The organism is Thioprofundum lithotrophicum, from assembly GCF_055387065.1.
Map to the genome: position 1 here is coordinate 256,344 of NZ_AP042379.1, position 16,632 is coordinate 272,975.

Annotated in this window: 17 protein-coding genes; 4 read left to right on the forward strand and 13 right to left on the reverse strand. The window is 65.8% G+C overall.

Annotated elements, in window-relative coordinates:
* The first annotated feature begins 82 nt into the window (after positions 1–82).
* Genes dxs through folE2 form a run of 3 tightly spaced genes read left to right on the forward strand, consistent with a single transcriptional unit; the run spans position 83 to position 3,187 of the window.
* Positions 83–1,975 (forward strand): 1-deoxy-D-xylulose-5-phosphate synthase, encoded by a 1,893-nt coding sequence (dxs, locus tag ACZ5BH_RS01185; protein WP_464890100.1) that lies wholly within the window; start codon positions 83–85, stop codon positions 1,973–1,975.
* Between the two features lie 28 nt (positions 1,976–2,003).
* Complete coding sequence (queD, locus tag ACZ5BH_RS01190) at positions 2,004–2,384, forward strand: 6-carboxytetrahydropterin synthase QueD (protein WP_464890101.1); 381 nt, start codon at positions 2,004–2,006, stop codon at positions 2,382–2,384.
* A gap of 5 nt (positions 2,385–2,389) precedes the next feature.
* The gene (folE2, locus tag ACZ5BH_RS01195; protein ID WP_464890102.1) at positions 2,390–3,187 is read left to right on the forward strand and encodes a GTP cyclohydrolase FolE2; all 798 of its coding nucleotides are present in this window, start codon (positions 2,390–2,392) and stop codon (positions 3,185–3,187) included.
* A 7-nt stretch (positions 3,188–3,194) separates the two neighbouring features.
* Here folE2 and ACZ5BH_RS01200 read toward each other — a convergent pair whose 3' ends face one another.
* The 13 genes from ACZ5BH_RS01200 to ACZ5BH_RS01260 form a co-directional block, all read right to left on the reverse strand.
* Positions 3,195–5,174, reverse strand: coding sequence for an LTA synthase family protein (locus ACZ5BH_RS01200; RefSeq protein WP_464890103.1), 1,980 nt, complete (start codon positions 5,172–5,174; stop codon positions 3,195–3,197).
* A gap of 42 nt (positions 5,175–5,216) precedes the next feature.
* A complete protein-coding gene (locus tag ACZ5BH_RS01205; RefSeq protein WP_464890104.1) occupies positions 5,217–5,837 on the reverse strand; it encodes a retropepsin-like aspartic protease family protein in 621 nt (206 codons plus the stop codon).
* A gap of 8 nt (positions 5,838–5,845) precedes the next feature.
* Complete coding sequence (locus tag ACZ5BH_RS01210; RefSeq protein ID WP_464890105.1) at positions 5,846–6,235, reverse strand: hypothetical protein; 390 nt, start codon at positions 6,233–6,235, stop codon at positions 5,846–5,848.
* Entirely contained in the window at positions 6,232–6,750 is a 519-nt protein-coding gene (locus ACZ5BH_RS01215; RefSeq protein WP_464890106.1) for a phosphatidylglycerophosphatase A family protein, read from the reverse strand. Before ACZ5BH_RS01215 ends, ACZ5BH_RS01210 begins: the two co-directional genes overlap by 4 nt.
* Positions 6,747–7,727, reverse strand: coding sequence for a thiamine-phosphate kinase (gene thiL, locus ACZ5BH_RS01220; RefSeq protein ID WP_464890107.1), 981 nt, complete (start codon positions 7,725–7,727; stop codon positions 6,747–6,749). Before thiL ends, ACZ5BH_RS01215 begins: the two co-directional genes overlap by 4 nt.
* Before the next feature lie 21 nt (positions 7,728–7,748).
* The gene (nusB, locus tag ACZ5BH_RS01225; RefSeq protein ID WP_464890108.1) at positions 7,749–8,192 is read right to left on the reverse strand and encodes a transcription antitermination factor NusB; all 444 of its coding nucleotides are present in this window, start codon (positions 8,190–8,192) and stop codon (positions 7,749–7,751) included.
* A gap of 8 nt (positions 8,193–8,200) precedes the next feature.
* The gene (gene ribH / locus ACZ5BH_RS01230; RefSeq protein WP_464890109.1) at positions 8,201–8,674 is read right to left on the reverse strand and encodes a 6,7-dimethyl-8-ribityllumazine synthase; all 474 of its coding nucleotides are present in this window, start codon (positions 8,672–8,674) and stop codon (positions 8,201–8,203) included.
* A 22-nt stretch (positions 8,675–8,696) separates the two neighbouring features.
* Positions 8,697–9,806, reverse strand: a complete 1,110-nt coding sequence (gene ribBA / locus ACZ5BH_RS01235) for a bifunctional 3,4-dihydroxy-2-butanone-4-phosphate synthase/GTP cyclohydrolase II (protein ID WP_464890110.1) — start codon at positions 9,804–9,806, stop codon at positions 8,697–8,699.
* 129 nt (positions 9,807–9,935) lie between these two features.
* Complete coding sequence (locus ACZ5BH_RS01240) at positions 9,936–10,595, reverse strand: riboflavin synthase (protein WP_464890111.1); 660 nt, start codon at positions 10,593–10,595, stop codon at positions 9,936–9,938.
* Positions 10,596–10,608: 13 nt separating this feature from the next.
* Positions 10,609–11,727 (reverse strand): bifunctional diaminohydroxyphosphoribosylaminopyrimidine deaminase/5-amino-6-(5-phosphoribosylamino)uracil reductase RibD, encoded by a 1,119-nt coding sequence (gene ribD / locus ACZ5BH_RS01245; protein WP_464890112.1) that lies wholly within the window; start codon positions 11,725–11,727, stop codon positions 10,609–10,611.
* A gap of 42 nt (positions 11,728–11,769) precedes the next feature.
* Positions 11,770–12,282, reverse strand: coding sequence for a transcriptional regulator NrdR (gene nrdR, locus ACZ5BH_RS01250; protein ID WP_464890113.1), 513 nt, complete (start codon positions 12,280–12,282; stop codon positions 11,770–11,772).
* A gap of 197 nt (positions 12,283–12,479) precedes the next feature.
* On the reverse strand, positions 12,480–13,736 hold the full coding sequence (gene glyA / locus ACZ5BH_RS01255; protein WP_464890114.1) for a serine hydroxymethyltransferase: 1,257 nt from the start codon (positions 13,734–13,736) through the stop codon (positions 12,480–12,482).
* Between the two features lie 267 nt (positions 13,737–14,003).
* Complete coding sequence (locus ACZ5BH_RS01260) at positions 14,004–14,918, reverse strand: hypothetical protein (protein WP_464890115.1); 915 nt, start codon at positions 14,916–14,918, stop codon at positions 14,004–14,006.
* 306 nt (positions 14,919–15,224) lie between these two features.
* On the opposite strand from ACZ5BH_RS01260, the gene ACZ5BH_RS01265 reads away from it, so the two are divergent.
* A complete protein-coding gene (locus tag ACZ5BH_RS01265; RefSeq protein WP_464890116.1) occupies positions 15,225–16,469 on the forward strand; it encodes an OmpP1/FadL family transporter in 1,245 nt (414 codons plus the stop codon).
* Positions 16,470–16,632 lie beyond the last annotated feature (163 nt).

The window sequence follows — 16,632 nt, forward strand, 5'->3', positions numbered from 1 at the left end:
GCTCCGCGGCGCTTGAGCCGGGCCGTCCTTCACCCTGTGATAGAATAAGACGTTTCCCCACCGGGCCTGCCGTTTCGCCGCCATGACCGACGCCGCCGACTTTCCCCTGCTGTTCGCCATCGACGATCCGGCGCAGTTGCGGAACCTGTCGGTCGCCGAGCTGGAACAGCTCGCCGACGAGTTGCGGCGCTTCCTGATCCGCTCGGTCAGCCGCACCGGCGGCCACCTCTCCGCCGGGCTCGGCACGGTGGAGCTGACCCTGGCCCTGCACCACGTCTTCGACACCCCCGAGGATCGGCTGGTGTGGGACGTGGGCCACCAGAGCTATCCCCACAAGATCCTCACCGGCCGCCGGGATCGCATGGCCACCCTGCGCCAGCGCGGCGGCCTGGCGGGCTTTCCCAAGCGCGGCGAGAGCCCCTACGACACCTTCGGCGTGGGCCATTCCAGCACCTCGATCAGCGCCGCCCTGGGCATGGCCATCGCCGCCCGCCAGGCCGGCTCCGAACGGCGCGTGGTGGCGGTGATCGGCGACGGCGCCCTGACCGCGGGGATGGCCTTCGAGGCCCTCAATCATGCCGGGGATCTGGACGCCAACCTGCTGGTGATCCTCAACGACAACGACATGTCCATCTCGCCCAACGTGGGCGGCCTGTCCAACTATTTCGCCAAGATCCTCTCCGGCCGCCTCTATGCCAGCATGCGCGAGGGCTCCAAGAAGGTGCTCGGCGTGATGCCCTCCATGTGGGAGCTGGCCCGCCGCGCCGAGGAACACGTCAAGGGCATGGTGGTGCCGGGCACCCTGTTCGAGGAGCTGGGTTTCAACTACATCGGCCCCGTCGACGGCCACGATCTCGACACCCTGATCACCACCCTGCGCAACCTGCGCGCCCTCAAGGGACCACAGTTCCTGCACATCGTCACCCGCAAGGGCAAGGGCTTCGAGCCGGCCGAGGAAAACCCCTGCGACTACCACGGCGTGGGCCGCTTCCATCCCGAATCGGGCAAGATGGAGCCGAAGCCGGCCAGCGGCCCCACCTACACCCGGATCTTCGGTGACTGGCTGTGCGACATGGCCGCCGCCGATCCCCAACTGGTGGCCATCACCCCTGCCATGCGCGAAGGCTCGGGGCTGGTGCGCTTCTCCGAGGAATACCCGGATCGCTACTTCGACGTGGGCATCGCCGAGCAGCATGCCGTGACCCTGGCCGCGGGCATGGCCTGCGACGGTCTCAGGCCGGTGGTGGCCATCTACTCCACCTTCCTGCAGCGGGCCTACGACCAGCTCATCCACGACGTGGCCCTGCAGAACCTGCCGGTGCTGTTCGCCATCGACCGCGCCGGGGTGGTCGGCCCCGACGGTCCCACCCATGCCGGCAGCTTCGATCTGAGCTTCCTGCGCGCCATCCCCAACCTGCTGATCATGGCTCCGGCCGACGAGGCCGAATGCCGGCAGATGCTCAGCACCGGCTTCGCTCACGGCGGACCGGCCGCGGTGCGCTACCCGCGGGGCACGGGGCCCGGCGCCGCGGTGGGCTCCAGCCTCGATACCCTGCCCGTGGGCCGGGCCCAGGTGCGCCGCCAGGGCCGCGAAGTGGCCCTGCTGGCCTTCGGCGCGGTGCTGGCCCCGGCCCTGGAGGCCGGCGAGACGCTGGACGCCACGGTGGTCAACATGCGCTTCGTCAAGCCGCTGGACGAGGCCCTGCTGCGGGAGCTGGCCGCCAGCCACCGCCTGCTGGTGACGGTGGAGGACAACGTGGTCATGGGCGGCGCCGGCAGCGCGGTGAACGAGTTCCTGGCGGCCGAACAGGCGCTGGTGCCGGTGCTGAACCTGGGCCTGCCGGATCGCTTCCAGGAACAGGGCAGCCGCGAGGAGCTGCTGGCCGAGGCCGGCCTGACACCGGATGCTATAATCCGCGCCGTCCAGGCCTTCCTGCACCACGAACCCCTTGCCAAACACGTCACGCTGGCTTAAAGTCCAAGCGTTTTAATCAGGTATTGTCATGCCCCCACGTTACACGCTGAAAATCCTCACGGATTTTGCCGCCGCCCATCTGCTGCGGGGTTACGAGGGGGCCTGCAGCCGCCTGCACGGTCACAACTGGAAAGTGGAAGTGGAAGTGGTGGCCACCGCCCTCGACGCCATCGGCATGGGCGTGGACTTCAAGGTCATCAAGGCCGCCACGCGGGACGTGATCGGCCGGCTGGATCACTACAACCTGAACGAGATCGCCCCCTTCGACCGCATCAACCCGACCGCGGAGAACATCGCCGCCTGGCTGTACGGCGAACTGTCGAAGGCCCTGAATACCGACACGGTGACGGTTCGCGCCATCACGCTGTGGGAGACCGACCGCGCCTGTGTCACCTATACCGAGGACTGAACGCGATGAGCGCCACCATCGAAGACGTACAGAGCAGCGCCGACACCCGGCAGATCCCCATCAACAAGGTGGGCATCAAGGACATCCGCCATCCGGTGCGGGTGCGGGATCGCAGCGCCGGCGAACAGCACACCATCGCCAGCTTCAACATGTACGTGAACCTGCCCCACAACTTCAAGGGCACCCACATGTCCCGCTTCGTGGAGATCCTCAACCGCCACGAGCGGGAAATCTCCGTGGAGTCCTTCCGCGAGATGCTGCACGAGATGGCCCAGAAGCTGGAAGCGGCCTCCGGCCACATCGAGATGTCCTTCCCCTACTTCATCAACAAGACCGCCCCGGTCTCGGGCGTGCAGAGCCTCATGGACTACGACGTGACCTTCATCGGCGAAGTGCACGACGGGGTGGACGAGATGACCATCAAGGTCCAGGTGCCGGTCACCAGCCTGTGCCCCTGCTCCAAGAAGATCTCCGACCGGGGCGCCCACAACCAGCGCTCTCACGTCACCGTCACCGCGCGGATCCGCGATTTCGTCTGGGTCGAGGAACTGATCGAACTGGTGGAACAGGAAGCCTCCTGCGAACTCTACGGCCTGCTCAAGCGCCCGGACGAGAAACTGGTCACCGAACGGGCCTACGACAACCCCAAGTTCGTGGAAGACATGGTCCGCGACGTGGCCGCCCGCCTCAACGCCGACGAGCGCATCGCCGCCTACGTGGTGGAATCGGAAAACTTCGAGTCCATTCACAACCACTCGGCCTATGCCCTGATCGAGCGGGACAAGGAAAAGAACCCGGCGTAACCCCCGCTCACCCGCCCTCTTTCCGCGCACGACGGATCAGGAACTCGCTCACCGCCAACCCGCTGCGGTACTGCCGCTCGCAGGCCCGTTGCAGGTCGCTGGCCGCCCTGCCCAGCCGGAAGGCGCCGTCCGGCGCCTGGATCACGCCCGCATCGTTGAAGCCGCAATGCAGCGTGCCCGGTTCGAAGAGATCCGTCCCCAGCGCCAGGTAGCGCCACTGGCCCGGCAGGCGATGATAGAGGGTGGGAAAGATGTCCTTGTGCGAGGCGGCCACCGCCGGATCGTAATGCGCGGGCCGCAACGCCGCGGGCAGATAGAGATAGAACGGCACCCGCTTGGCCTCCTTCAGCGGATCGTCGTAGCGGATCACCCCCTCGATCGTGTTGTTGTCGCCGGTCAGTGCCACCACCACCCGTTCGCGCAAGGACGAAGCCTTGATGGCATCGAGAAACCCGCCCGCCGAATCCAGGGCGTACTGGTAGTCCCGCAGCCGAGCCGCGAGCAGCGCCGGATCGCCCCGAATGTGCGCCTTCAGCGCCGCCGGCATCACCAGCGGCGGCCCCTGGTAATCCTCGGGCACCGTGTAGGGCGGATGATTGTTGGTGGTCAGAAGAAAAATGAACTGCGGCCGCCGGGCCTGCCTGAGCCGCCGGAGCACATGGCGATAGGCATACTGGTCGAACACGCCCCAGTCATGGCTGCGGGCCCCGGGCACGTCTGCCAGGATGCTCGCCTTGCCTTCCGTATGCTCGAAACCCTGCAGGCGGTAGAATTCGCCGACGTTGCGCCAGGAGAGATCCCCGCCATAGACGAAGCGCGTCTCGTAGCCGGCCTGGCGGAACACCCGGGCCGCGGCCGAAGGGAACGCCACCCGCTGGTAGAGGCTTTGCGAGAGGGGCACGCTGGCCGGCCGGGGCAACAGATTGAGCAGCAGGGGTTCCAGGGAGGTGATGGTGCCATTGCCGCCCGAGAAGAAGCGGCGAAACAGGATGTCCTCGGCGAAATGCCGCGCCAGCCGCCCCAGAATGTCGAACTGCGCGCTCTGGTATTTCAGAATCGGCGCGCCGAAGCTCTCCACCATCACCACCACCACATGGGGCGGCGACTGCGCCTCCCTGGTCCCGGCCGTGCGCCACAACGCGGCTTCCGGATCCGCGTCCGGCGCGAGGGGCCGGCCCAGAAAATCCGCCACGGCACGGGGAAAGGCATCCCGGTAGCCCATTTTCGCCGCCAGATCGCTGCGGTCGGCCTTGCTGGCCGCATATTGCTCCCAGGCCTTCTGCAGTGCGAGCACGCCGTTCATGGGCAGGCCGTTGAGAAAGCGGTCCGGCGACACTTCCGGCACGTCCTTGATGAGCGGAAAGGTGCCCAGGCTGCCCCGCGCGGCGAAGAAGATCGCCACCACCAGCAGCGGATAAACCAGCAGGCCATGCCACCAGCGCACTTCGCGGGAAATCCAGGCATCGCGGCCGAAGGCAAGGCGCAGCATCCCGATCACGCCAGAGGTCACCAGCAGGACCAGCCCCCCGATCAGGAAGAGATTGTAGTTCTTGCGGGCGATGGCCAGGAGGGCGCGGGTATCGTCGTCGAACACGCCGAAGAACAGAATGTTGATGTGCTCGCCGAAGTAGGAGAAAAACGCCAGATCCGCGCCGGCCACGGCCAGGACCAGCAGGTACATGACCGCGAAATAGATCGCCAGCACGCCGCGCAGCCAGCGCTGGGGCAAGGGATGCCACAGCAGGGCATTGGCCAGGATCAGCAGAAAGGGCAGCACGGTGAGATACGCCACCAGCACCAGATCGATGCGCAGTCCCATCCACAGGGCGCGCAGGAAATCCCCCAGCGGGAAATCGGGATAGGCGGGCGCAAAGCGCAGGAAGACCACCAGCCGCACGGCGGTCAGCACCGCCAGAAAGGCTCCTTGCAGCAGCAACAGGCGCAGCAGGAGGCCGAAATCCCGCTGCGCCGCTCGAATCTCGTTCATGCTCAAGATGTCACCGTCTTCGGAAAGGAACTCAATCCCCGATCAGCGCGATTCCAGCCGCAGGATCGGCCCTTCGCGCACCATGTGCACCCGGCGCAGGAAGGACATGCCCAGCAGGGCCACCGGCGGCGCATCGCCGGGCATGATGACGGCCTCCACGTTGCGCAGTTCGATGCCCCCGGCGCGCACCCGTTCGAGGCGCAGGCGGCGGACGATCACCGTGCCGTTGGCGGTGGCCACCTTCGCCGGGATGCCCCGGGCCGGGTCGAGGCCCAGCTCGCGGGCCTGGCTGGCGCTCAGGGAGACCCAGGTGGCACCGGTGTCCACGATGAACGCCAGCGGCTTGCCGTCGATGGCGCCGTCCACGTAGTACATGCCCCGGCGCGGGCGGATGCGGGTCACGGCCTTCGCCCGCGGCACCACCGTGACCGCGGTGGTCTCGCCCAGCCGGTAGACGGCGCGCCGGCCGTCCCGTTCGAGCACGGCCCGCTCGCTGTCCGCTTCGATCAGCGTCACGCCTTCCGGCGAGGTCTGGCCCACCCGCAACACGCGCCGCTGGCCTTCCACCTCCACCACCGCCATCTCCGGCATCAGCGCCCGGACCACGATGTCCGCCGCCGCGGCGGTCGGCAGCAGGGCAACGGCAAGCAGCAGGCCGCGCACGGGTGTGCCTATTGGGTGCGGATCCGGTAGCGCGGTCCCTTCGGCTTCGCCAGATCGATGCGCACCCGATCCTGGCTCCAGCCGTGCACCCTGTCATGGGCTTCCACGAAGAAGACCTTCACGCCCCTGGGGATCACGATCCCCGACAGGCTGCGGGTGAAGGGCTGTTCGTTCACGTGGGGATGCCAGAGGGTGCGGCGGGCGAATTCGGTGCCGTCGGGCGTGACGAAGCGCCAGGCGTCGGCATAGTGTTCCCAGCCGCTGTCGGCGTGCTTCAGGGTCACCGAGGCGGACCACTCGTAACCGCGCTGATCGAGGTTCACGTTCAGGATCCGGACCTCGTTGGCGGCCAGGCCGCTGCTGAAGGCCAGCAGCAGGGCGATCATTCCGTATTTCATGGCAGAACTCCCCTGGATTGCAGCAGGATCAGCCCCCCGTGCAGGGCCAGGGCAGCATAGATCCCGGCCCCCACGTCGTCCAGCATGATGCCGAGTCCGCCCTGGACGCGGCGGTCGAGGGAACGCACCGGCCAGGGCTTCCACACGTCGAACAGGCGAAACAGGAAGAAGCCGAGGATTGCCGCGCTGAGGCTGAAGGGCACCGCGGTCATGGTGATCAGATAGCCCACCACTTCGTCCCAGACGATGGCCGAATGATCGTGGCTGCCCAGGCGCGCCGTGGTGCGCCGGCACAGGGGGATGCCGATCAGGAACAGCCCCAGCACCACCAGCCCGTAGGCCCACAAGGGCAGCGGCGCGAGCAGCCACCACAGGGGAATGGCCGCGGCCGTGCCGGCGGTGCCGGGCGCCAGCGGCGATAGACCCGAGCCGAAGCCCAGGCTCAGAAAATGGCCGGGATCGCGCAGCAGGCGGGGATCGACGCGGTTGCGCTTGAACAGACTGGCCAGGCTCATGGGCTCTCCTCCTGCGGCGGGGCGAAATGGGCGTAGCCGTGAGGCGTGACGGTCTGCCGCCGGCCGTCCGCGTCTTCCAGCACGATGCCGGGTTCGGCCGTGATGGTGCCGATCCGGGTAATGGTCTCGCCGGTGCGCGCCGCCAGGGCCGACAGTTCGGCCTCGCGTTCGGGCGCAGCGCAGAACAGCAGTTCGTAGTCGTCGCCCCCGTCGAGCACGCCCGCCCACAGGGCAGGCTCGGCGGCAAGACGCCGGCGCAGCGCCGCAGACAGCGGCAGCGCCTCGCGCTCCAGTCGCGCGCCGTTGCCGGGGCTTGCGGCGAGCAGGCGGGCCAGATCGGCCAGCAGGCCGTCGGAGATGTCGATGGCACAGCGGGCCAGGCCCCGTAGGCCCATCCCGGTGCGAAGGCGCGGCGCCGGCCGGTCGAGCCGGCGGCGCAGGGCGGGATCCTCGGCCCGCCCGGCCTGCCAGTCCCGCAGGGCCGCGGCCGCATCCCCCAGGGTGCCGGTGACGTACAGGCCGTCGCCGGTCCGGGCGCCGCGGCGCAGCAGGGCCTCGCCCGGCGGCACATGGCCCGCCACCTGGATGGAGAGGATCAGCGGGCCGCGGGTGGTGTCGCCGCCGACCAGGGCCAGGTTCCACTCATCGGCCAGGGTGAACAGGCCGCGGCTGAATTCCGCCAGCCAGGCGGCATCCGCCTCGGGCAGGGTCAGGGCCAGGGTGAACCAGGCCGGCTCGGCCCCCATGGCGGCCAGATCGCTGAGATTGACGGCCAGGGCCTTCCAGCCGATGGCGAACGGATCGGTCTGCTCGGGAAAGTGCACGCCCTCGACGAGGGTGTCCAGGGCCACTACCAGTTCGGCCGCGGCCGGCACTTGCAGGACGGCGGCATCGTCGCCGATGCCCACGCGCACGTCGTCACGCCGGCTGGCGCGGCGGAAGAAGCGGTCGATGATGGCGAATTCGTCCAGGGGCATGGGGCTGCGGGCGCGCCGCCCTCAGCCGCGGCCGGCGCGCACTTCCACCTCGCGCAGGCTGGCCGCCAGCCGATCCATGATGCCGTTGATGAAACGGTGGCCCTGCTCCGCGCCGAAGGTCTTGGCCAGCTCCACCGCCTCGTTGATCACCACGCGGTAGGGGATCTCGGGGTGGTGGGCCAGTTCGTAGGCGCCCAGGCGCAGCACCGACTTCTCCACCGGGTCCACCTCGTCGAAGGGCCGGCTCAAGAGGGGCGCGATGTGGGCGTCCAGCTCTGCCACGTGCTTCGGCACTTCGCGCATCAGCTCCTGGAAGTAGGCCACGTCGAGACGCGTGCCCTGCTTTTCGATGAGCGCGCGGGTGGCGATCTCGGCAGGCGGATTGCCGCTCAGTTGCCACTCGTACAGGCCCTGCAGGGCCAGGCGGCGGGCGCGGGTGCGCGGATTGGGTTTGCCTCCGGCCATGAACGGGATCAGTCGAGTTCACGCAGCAGGTTGACCATCTCGATGACCGACAGGGCCGCCTCGCCGCCCTTGTTGCCAGCCTTGGTGCCGGCCCGTTCGATGGCCTGCTCGATGGTGTCCACGGTGAGCACGCCGAAGGCGACCGGCACCGATTCGCGCATCATCACGCTGGCCATGCCCTTGACGCATTCACCGGCCACATAGTCGAAATGGGGCGTGCCGCCGCGGATCACCGCGCCCAGCGCCAGGATGCCGTCGTACCGGCGGCTGGCGGCCATCTTCTGGATGGCCAGCGGCAGTTCGAAGGCGCCCGGCACGCGCACGATCTCCAGATCGCCGTCGTCGGCGCCATGGCGGCGCAGGGTGTCGAGCGCCCCGTCCAGCAGGCTGTCGACGATGAAACTGTTGAAGCGGGCCACGGCGATGCCGATCCTGGCGCCCTTGAGGACCAGATCGCCCTCGATGGTACGGATGTCGTTCATGGTGAATTCCTGTTGCTGAGATTCAGTCGTGCACGTATTCGACCACTTCCAGGCCGAAACCCGACAGGCCGTGCATCTTCTTCGGCGCACTGAGCACGCGCATGCGGCGGATCCCCAGATCACTGAGGATCTGGGCACCGATGCCGAAGGTGCGCAGATCGTTGCCGCGATCGTGCCGGGGCAGATCGTGGCCCTGATCCTGTTCGGCGTATTGCCGGATCCGGTTGATGATAACATCCGACTCGTCGGCCAGGCGCAGGATGATCACCACCCCCTGCCCCTCCTCGGCGATACGCCGCATGGCATCGCGCAGCGGCCAGCCGCAGTCGTCGCGCCGGCTACCGAACAGATCGCAGAGCACGTTCTCCACGTGCACCCGCACCAGCGGCGGCGTTTCCGGGTCCAGCTCGCCCTTCACCAGCGCCAGGTGCAGCTGGCTGTCGATCACGTTGCGGTAGGCGTGCAGCTTGAACTCGCCGAATTCGGTGGGCATCTTCGCGCTGGCCACCCGCTCGATGGTCTTTTCGTTGAGCATGCGGTATTCGATGAGATCGGCAATGGTGCCGATCTTGATCCCGTGCTCGGCGGCAAACTTCTCCAGATCGGGGCGGCGGGCCATGGTGCCGTCTTCGTTGAGGATCTCCACGATCACGGCCGCCGGCTCGAAGCCGGCCAGGCGGGCCAGATCGCAGCCCGCCTCGGTATGGCCGGCCCGGGTCAGCACCCCGCCGGGCTGGGCCATCAGCGGAAAGACGTGCCCCGGCTGGACCAGATCCGAGGCCCGGGCATCGGGTGCCACGGCCGCCTGCACCGTGCGCGCGCGGTCGGCGGCGGAAATCCCCGTGGTCACCCCTTCCGCCGCCTCGATGGAGACGGTGAAGTTGGTGGCGTGGGCCTCGTTGTTCTCGCTCACCATCAGGGGCAGGTGCAGGCGTTCACAACGCTCCTTGGTCAGGGTCAGGCAGATGAGGCCACGGCCATAGCGGGCCATGAAATTGATGTCTTCGGGGCGCACCCGCTCGGCGGCGATGATCAGATCGCCTTCGTTCTCGCGATCCTCGTCGTCCATGAGGATCACCATCCTGCCCTGGCGGATGTCCTCGATGATTTCTCTGATGCTGTTGAGTGCCATGTGCTCTCGCTAAATAGATGTTCCAAATACCGAATCACTTGGGCAAGCGTGCCCGATTCCAACACCGCCCTCTGAGACAGAGGGCTCAGTACGCATAATGAACCATGGTCTGGTATTTGGAACTTTCATTCAGGTGATGAATCCGGCTTTCTGCAAGGTCGCCAGGCTGATGCCGCCCGCGTCGGGATCGGCGGCCTTGTCGCCCAGCAGCAGTCTCTCGAGATAGCGGGCGATGATGTCCACTTCAAGGTTGACCCGCGTACCGGGCCGGTAGCCGTCCATGATGGTCTCCTGCAGGGTGTGGGGCACGATGTTCAGATCGAACTCCGCTCCCCGCACGGCATTGACGGTAAGACTCGTGCCGTCCACGCAGATGGAGCCCTTCTCGGCGATGTACTTCGCCAGGGGAGCCGGCGCCCGGATCACGAAGCGCTCGGAACGCCCGGCCGGCTCGCGCCGCACCACCTCGCCGAGCCCGTCCACATGCCCGGACACCAGATGCCCGCCGAGCCGGGTGGTGGGCGTGAGCGCCTTCTCCAGATTGACGGCGCTGCCCACGCCCAGAGCGCCCAGGGTGGTCCGCGCCAGGGTCTCGCCCGACACATCGGCCCAGAACCCGTCGCCGGGCAACGCCACCGCCGTCAGGCACACGCCATTGACGGCAATGGAATCCCCGAGCTGTACGTCGGCCAGATCCAGCTTGCCGGTACGGATCCGCAGGCGCAGATCCCCGCCTTTCGGCTCCAGCGCGGCGACTTCGCCGACGGATTGGATGATGCCTGTGAACATGAGTGTCCTCTTGTCATTTACCGGCCTGTTGTCCCCTCACCCGATACCGCAACCGCATGTCCTGCCCCACCATGCGCTGATCCAGCAGTTCCAGCGCGATCCGGTCGTCCATGCTGTCGAGACCCGGCAGGCGGAACAGGGGCCGGGCTTCGTGGCCCATGAGGACAGGCGCCACGTAGACGATCAGTTCGTCGATCAGCCCCCCCTGAAGGACGGCGCCGCTCAGGGTGGCGCCCGTCTCCAGCAACACCTCGTTGACTTCCATCTCGCCCAGAATGTCGAGCACCGCCCCCATGTCCACCACGTCGCTGCACAAGGGCAAGCGGAAGACCTCGGCGCCCTGGGCCTCAAGCGCTTCCCGGGCAGCCGGATCGTCGCTGCAGGTCATGATCAGGGTGCGGCCCGGCTGGCGCAGCAGCTTCGCCCCGGGCGGCATGCTGAGATGAGTGTCCACCACCACCCGCAGCGGCTGCCGGTCCGCCGGGTGCGCCTCCAGCCGGACGGTGAGCGCCGGATCGTCCGCCAGCACGGTGCCCACGCCGGTGACGATGGCCGAACTGCGGGCCCGCAGACGGTGCACGTCGCGCCGGGCCGCGTCACCGGTGATCCACTGGCTCTCGCCGGAAGCCATGGCGGTGCGGCCGTCGAGGCTCATGGCCAGCTTGCAACGCACCCACGGCCGGCCGCTTTCCATGCGCTTGACGAAGCCGGGATTGAGGGCCCGGGCCTGGGCTTCGAGCAGGCCGTGGGCCGTCTCGATGCCGGCCTCCCTCAGGCGCTGCAGGCCGCCGCCCGCCACCTCGGGATTGGGATCGATCATGGCCGCGATCACCCGCCCCACGCCGGCGGCGACCAGGGCGTCGGCACAGGGCGGCGTGCGGCCGTGGTGAGCGCAGGGCTCCAGCGTCACATAGACCGTGGCGCCCCTTGCCCGTTCCCCGGCCGCCTCGAGGGCCACCACTTCGGCATGGGGACCGCCGGCCCGCGCATGCCAGCCCTCGCCCACGATCTCGCCGTCCCGCACGATCACGCAACCGACCCGGGGATTGGGATCGGTGGTGTACAGCCCCTTCTCCGCCAGGCGCAGGGCGCGGGCCATGTGTTCGTGATCGGTGGCCGTGTAGTTGCTCATCTGCGACACCGTCGGCTCCGCCGCTGTGCGGCTTGAGCCGACCTACGGTTTTTCATCATCATCGGGCAGCAGGGACTGCTGGAGTCGGCGCTCTTCGGGCGAGGGCATCTGCCTGAGTTTCTCGATCTCCTCCTGGAAGGCGCTCACGTCTTCGAAACGGCGATACACCGAGGCGAAGCGGACATAGGCCACCTGATCCAGATCCCGCAGCTCTTCCATCACCCATTCGCCCAGCTTGCGGGACGGCAGCTCCCGTTCGCCGGTGTCCCGCATGCGCTTCATGATCCGGTTCACGGCGTTCTCGATGGCCTCGGTCTCCACCGGGCGCTTTTCCAGGGCGCGCAGCATGCCCGCCCGCAACTTGGCTTCGTCGAAGGGCTCGCGGCGGCCGTCGCTCTTGACGAGGCGCGGCATCACCAGCTCGGCGGTCTCGAAAGTGGTGAAACGCTCGGCGCACCGGGTACACTCCCGCCGCCGGCGCACCTGCGAACCATCGCTGGTGAGCCGGGAATCGATCACCCGGGTATCTTCGGCGCCGCAGAAAGGACAATGCATAACTAGGGACGAGGGACGAGGTGCGAGGGACGAGGGACGGCAACGGTACGATTGATTTGGCTGTGCATGATCATTCCCGCTCCGTTTCTGTCCGCATTTCCGGTCCAACCTGTAGGAGCGGCGCAAGCCGCGACCATCAAACGAGTGCTGTTTGAAGACCGAATGACATTCATCGCGGCTTGCGCCGCTCCTACGGGTTATTCGGCATAGACCGGTTTTTGTTTGCAAATCGCCAGAACCTTGGCCTTGACCTCCTCGATCACCGCCGCATCGCCACGGCTGTCGATGATGTCGCACATCCAGCCGGCCAGCGCGGTGCAGTCGGCCGCGTCGAACCCGCGGGTGGTCACGGCGGGGGTGCCGACTCGGATACCGCTGGTGACGAAGGGCGACTGGGGATCGTTGGGCACGGCGTTCTTGTTCACGGTGATGTTGGCCGCCCCCAGCCAGGCATCCACGTCCTTGCCGGTCAGGCCCTGGGCGATGAAGCTGACCAGGAACAGGTGATTGTCGGTGCCGCCGGAGATCACGTCGAAACCGCGATCCAGGAACACCTTCGCCATGGCCCGGGCGTTGGCCACCACCTGCTGCTGATAGGCCCTGAACTCCGGCTGCAGCGCCTCCTTGAAGGCCACGGCCTTGGCGGCGATCACGTGCATCAGCGGGCCGCCCTGTGTGCCGGGAAAGACGGTGGAATTGAGTTTCTTCTCGATCTCGGCGTTGGCCTTCGCCAGGATGATGCCGCCCCGCGGACCGCGCAGGGTCTTGTGGGTGGTGGACGTGGTCACGTCGGCAATCTGCACGGGATTGGGATAGACCCCGGCGGCCACCAGGCCGGCCACGTGGGCCATGTCCACGAACAGCAGGGCCCCCACCTCGTCGGCGATGGCGCGGAAACGTTGCCAGTCCACGACCCGCGAATAGGCCGAGAAGCCGGCCACGATCATCTTCGGCCGATGTTCCCGGGCCAGGGATTCGACCTGCTCATAGTCGATCTCGCCGGTGGCCTCGTTCAGGCCGTACTGCACGGCGTTGAAGATCTTGCCGGAGAAGTTGACCTTCGCCCCGTGGGTGAGGTGCCCGCCGTGGGCCAGGCTCATGCCGAGGATGGTGTCGCCAGGCTGGAGCAGGGCCAGATAGACCGCCGCATTGGCCTGGGAGCCGGAATGGGGCTGCACGTTGGCGTAATCGGCACCGAACAGCTCCCTGGCCCGGTCAATGGCGAGCTGCTCGGCAATGTCCACGTATTCGCAGCCGCCGTAGTAGCGCTTGCCGGGGTAGCCCTCGGCATACTTGTTGGTGAGAACCGACCCCTGTGCCTCCATCACCCGCGGGCTGGTGTAGTTCTCGGAGGCGATGAGCTCGATGTGCTCCTCCTGGCGGCGTTCCTCGCCCTGGATCGCGGCGGCCAGCTCGTCGTCGAAGCCGGCGATGGTCATCTGCTTGCTGAACATGGGTTCCCCTGAAAAAAGCGCTTGCGGATCAGATAATTGACATTCCCGCCACGCAGAACGGCGAGAAGCCCGAAAAGGGGCAAATCTTACCCGATCTGCCCGGGTTTTGCATGATTTCCGCAGAGTGGCGTCATTTCAACGCAAAGGCGCAAAGGCGCAAAGGCGCAAAGACGCGAAGGGCGCAAGGCAGTGCGGTAGGGGGTGCAGGAATCATGATCAAAAACCCCCGCCGAAGCGGGGGTTTTTGACACGAAGAGCGCCAGTGAATCAGTCGGATTCCTTCTCTCCGCCGGCGGCCAGGGTCAGGGTCTCCTCGATGGCGCCCGGGGCGCACATGATGGAGGCGAAGCTGTTGCTGCCCATCATGGACAGATCCGGGAAGCTGATGGCAATGCGGAACTCGGCCCGCAGGGCATAGACGTCGCCGCCCTTGATGACCATCTCGTAGGGCAGGTGGGCGGTGGACTTGAGATCACGGAAGTCGATGCGATCCATGATGTATTTGTCGCCGGCGCACTTGTCCGAGGCCTTGTCGGTGATGTGCACGCCCACCACGCTGGCCTGCTTGCCCGGCAGATCCACCCGCCAGACCTTCTGCACGCCGCCCTTGCCGGCCGCCAGCGCCGCCTCGACCGCCTTGACGGCTTCATCGTAACTGCCATAACTGGCCAGTTCGAGACGATCGGTGAAATACGGCATCAGCCACTTGTACTGGTAGTTGCGCAGCTTCTCGGCGGTGAGCCCCTTTTCGGAACCGAAATACTGCTTGAATCCCAGCGCCTGCTTCAGCTGGCCGGCCACCGCGGCCAGATCACCATTCATGCGGTAGGCATTGGCCCAGTAGACCGGGTTGGTGTAGGCGATCTGCAGCTTGCCGTCCTTGCCCTTGGTCACGGACACGCGCATGGCCGCGCCGAAGACGCCGAAATCGGTCTTGCCGGCCGTGGCCTTGAGCGCATCACTGGTCACGCCGATGACCGTGGCCCCGGCATAGGGCGAATAGTCTCCCACCACCTCGAAGCCGCCTGCCGAAAGTTTGCCTTTGACATCGGACACCACGGACGCCATGTCGCCTGAAACCACATCGGCCAGGGCAAAGGGCTTGAGAGTTTCCGCCGCTTGCACCGTGGCCATCAGGCACAGGGACAGCACGGCAAAAAGAATGGATTTCAACTTGAACATGGTTTCTCCCGTTTGTGGTTCGTTATGGTTCTGGGGCAGAACGGCCGGACCCGATAGCCGACGCCTGCTGGACAAACATTTCCTTAACGCGCGTAGTCCACGACAATCATTCCGCAGTCGGTTCGGAAGTGTCAAGGCGGGACGCATGTTTAAGCATTTTCTTATATACTCTTTTCATATTGGTTGGTGATGGCGATTGGACTACCATAACCACCGGACTCCTGCGCAAGCCTCCGGCAAGCCGCGCAATCATCGCGCCGTTTGTCGGATCATTCTGCAAACTAACAAGAACCGGGGAGAAAAAAAGTGACAAAAGTACCTTTCAAGCCAAGCCTGCTCGCCGGGCTGGTTGCCGCCATCAGCCTGCCCCTTCAGACGCAGGCCGCCGGCTTCCGGATTCCGGAAATTTCCACGGTGGGCACAGCTACCGCCAACGCACTGGTGGCCAACACCGACGAACTCGGCGCCCTGGCCTACAACCCCGCCGGCATGGCGTTTCATGACAAGGATGGCCTGGTGGCCGGCCTGACCTATCTGAGCTACGACCTGAGCGTGGATCCCGCCGGTGGAACCAAGACGGACAGCGATGGCAAAAAGAATTTCGTGATTCCGAATTTCTATTACATGGCGAAGAGCCAGGGCAAGGTTACCGCTGGTCTGGCCATCAATTCGCCCTTCGGGCTGGAAACGAGCTGGCCTCAGGGCACATTCCCGGGTTTTGCCGGTCCCCTTGCACCATTCGAACCGGAACAGAGCACCATCGAAATGCTCAACATCAACCCCAACCTGGCCTATCAAATCGATACGACGAGCAGTATCGCCTTCGGCCTCGATCTCTACTACCTGAACAAGCTGGTTTTCAACACGCAGTCAATCAACATCGATGGCCGGGGAGCCGGCCTGGGCTGGAACCTGGCTTATCTGAAAAAGCACGGGAAATGGTCATTCGGTGCCAGTTACCGGAGTCGGGTCAAAGTAGAGGTCAACGGCTTCTTCGATGCAACAGCGATCAGTCAGCCAGCTACCACGGCCAAAACTTCCATTGAATTTCCGGATCTGTTCCAGGCTGGAGTTGCCTATCAGGCTACTGACAAACTGGCTCTTGAATTCGATATCGACTACACGGGCTGGAGCAGTTTTGACAAATTCAGCATCACGACGCCCAATGGAGGAACGGTGCTGACCACCAGCACCAACAACTGGGACAATGCCATGGCGTACCGCTTCGGCGGCATCTACCAACTGAACCCGAAAACCCGGATTCTGTTCGGCTATTCGCTGGATCAAAAGGCCCAGCCGGACGACTACTTCTCGGCACGGATTCCGGACGCGGATCGGCAGCTGTTCAGCATCGGCATGACCCATGACATGGGCGGCTGGACACTGGAAGCGGCCTTCATGCATGTGGCAACCGACAATCGCACCATCAATTCTTCCGTACCTTACCCACGTACAGCTGGAAACTATGATCCCAATGGCACCAGTGCCTACAACGGCACCTACGAATCCAGCGTCAACCTGCTGAGCGTAGGCGTCAGCACCCGGTTCTGAGATGTGCCACAGAACCGTTCAACGAGGAGGCCCCGCATTTGCGGGGCCTTTTTTTACCCATCCCCGGAACCCGGGTATGACGCAGCCAGCGTCGTCAAGCGCCTGTAGGCCGGCTCAAGCGCAGCGGAGCCGGCAATCACATTTGCGTCATTCCGACATGATG

Bases quoted from the DNA above. Each gene is read 5' to 3' on its own strand.
- ACZ5BH_RS01215 (WP_464890106.1), bottom strand. From the start codon at position 6,750: ATGAGCCTGGCCAGTCTGTTCAAGCGCAACCGCGTCGATCCCCGCCTG.
- queD (WP_464890101.1), top strand. From the start codon at position 2,004: ATGCCCCCACGTTACACGCTGAAAATCCTCACGGATTTTGCCGCCGCC.
- folE2 (WP_464890102.1), top strand. From the start codon at position 2,390: ATGAGCGCCACCATCGAAGACGTACAGAGCAGCGCCGACACCCGGCAG.
- thiL (WP_464890107.1), bottom strand. From the start codon at position 7,727: ATGCCCCTGGACGAATTCGCCATCATCGACCGCTTCTTCCGCCGCGCC.
- ribBA (WP_464890110.1), bottom strand. From the start codon at position 9,806: ATGGCACTCAACAGCATCAGAGAAATCATCGAGGACATCCGCCAGGGC.
- ACZ5BH_RS01240 (WP_464890111.1), bottom strand. From the start codon at position 10,595: ATGTTCACAGGCATCATCCAATCCGTCGGCGAAGTCGCCGCGCTGGAG.
- glyA (WP_464890114.1), bottom strand. From the start codon at position 13,736: ATGTTCAGCAAGCAGATGACCATCGCCGGCTTCGACGACGAGCTGGCC.
- nrdR (WP_464890113.1), bottom strand. From the start codon at position 12,282: ATGCATTGTCCTTTCTGCGGCGCCGAAGATACCCGGGTGATCGATTCC.
- ribH (WP_464890109.1), bottom strand. From the start codon at position 8,674: ATGAACGACATCCGTACCATCGAGGGCGATCTGGTCCTCAAGGGCGCC.
- ACZ5BH_RS01200 (WP_464890103.1), bottom strand. From the start codon at position 5,174: ATGAACGAGATTCGAGCGGCGCAGCGGGATTTCGGCCTCCTGCTGCGC.
- ACZ5BH_RS01210 (WP_464890105.1), bottom strand. From the start codon at position 6,235: ATGAAATACGGAATGATCGCCCTGCTGCTGGCCTTCAGCAGCGGCCTG.
- ACZ5BH_RS01260 (WP_464890115.1), bottom strand. From the start codon at position 14,918: ATGTTCAAGTTGAAATCCATTCTTTTTGCCGTGCTGTCCCTGTGCCTG.
- dxs (WP_464890100.1), top strand. From the start codon at position 83: ATGACCGACGCCGCCGACTTTCCCCTGCTGTTCGCCATCGACGATCCG.
- nusB (WP_464890108.1), bottom strand. From the start codon at position 8,192: ATGGCCGGAGGCAAACCCAATCCGCGCACCCGCGCCCGCCGCCTGGCC.
- ribD (WP_464890112.1), bottom strand. From the start codon at position 11,727: ATGAGCAACTACACGGCCACCGATCACGAACACATGGCCCGCGCCCTG.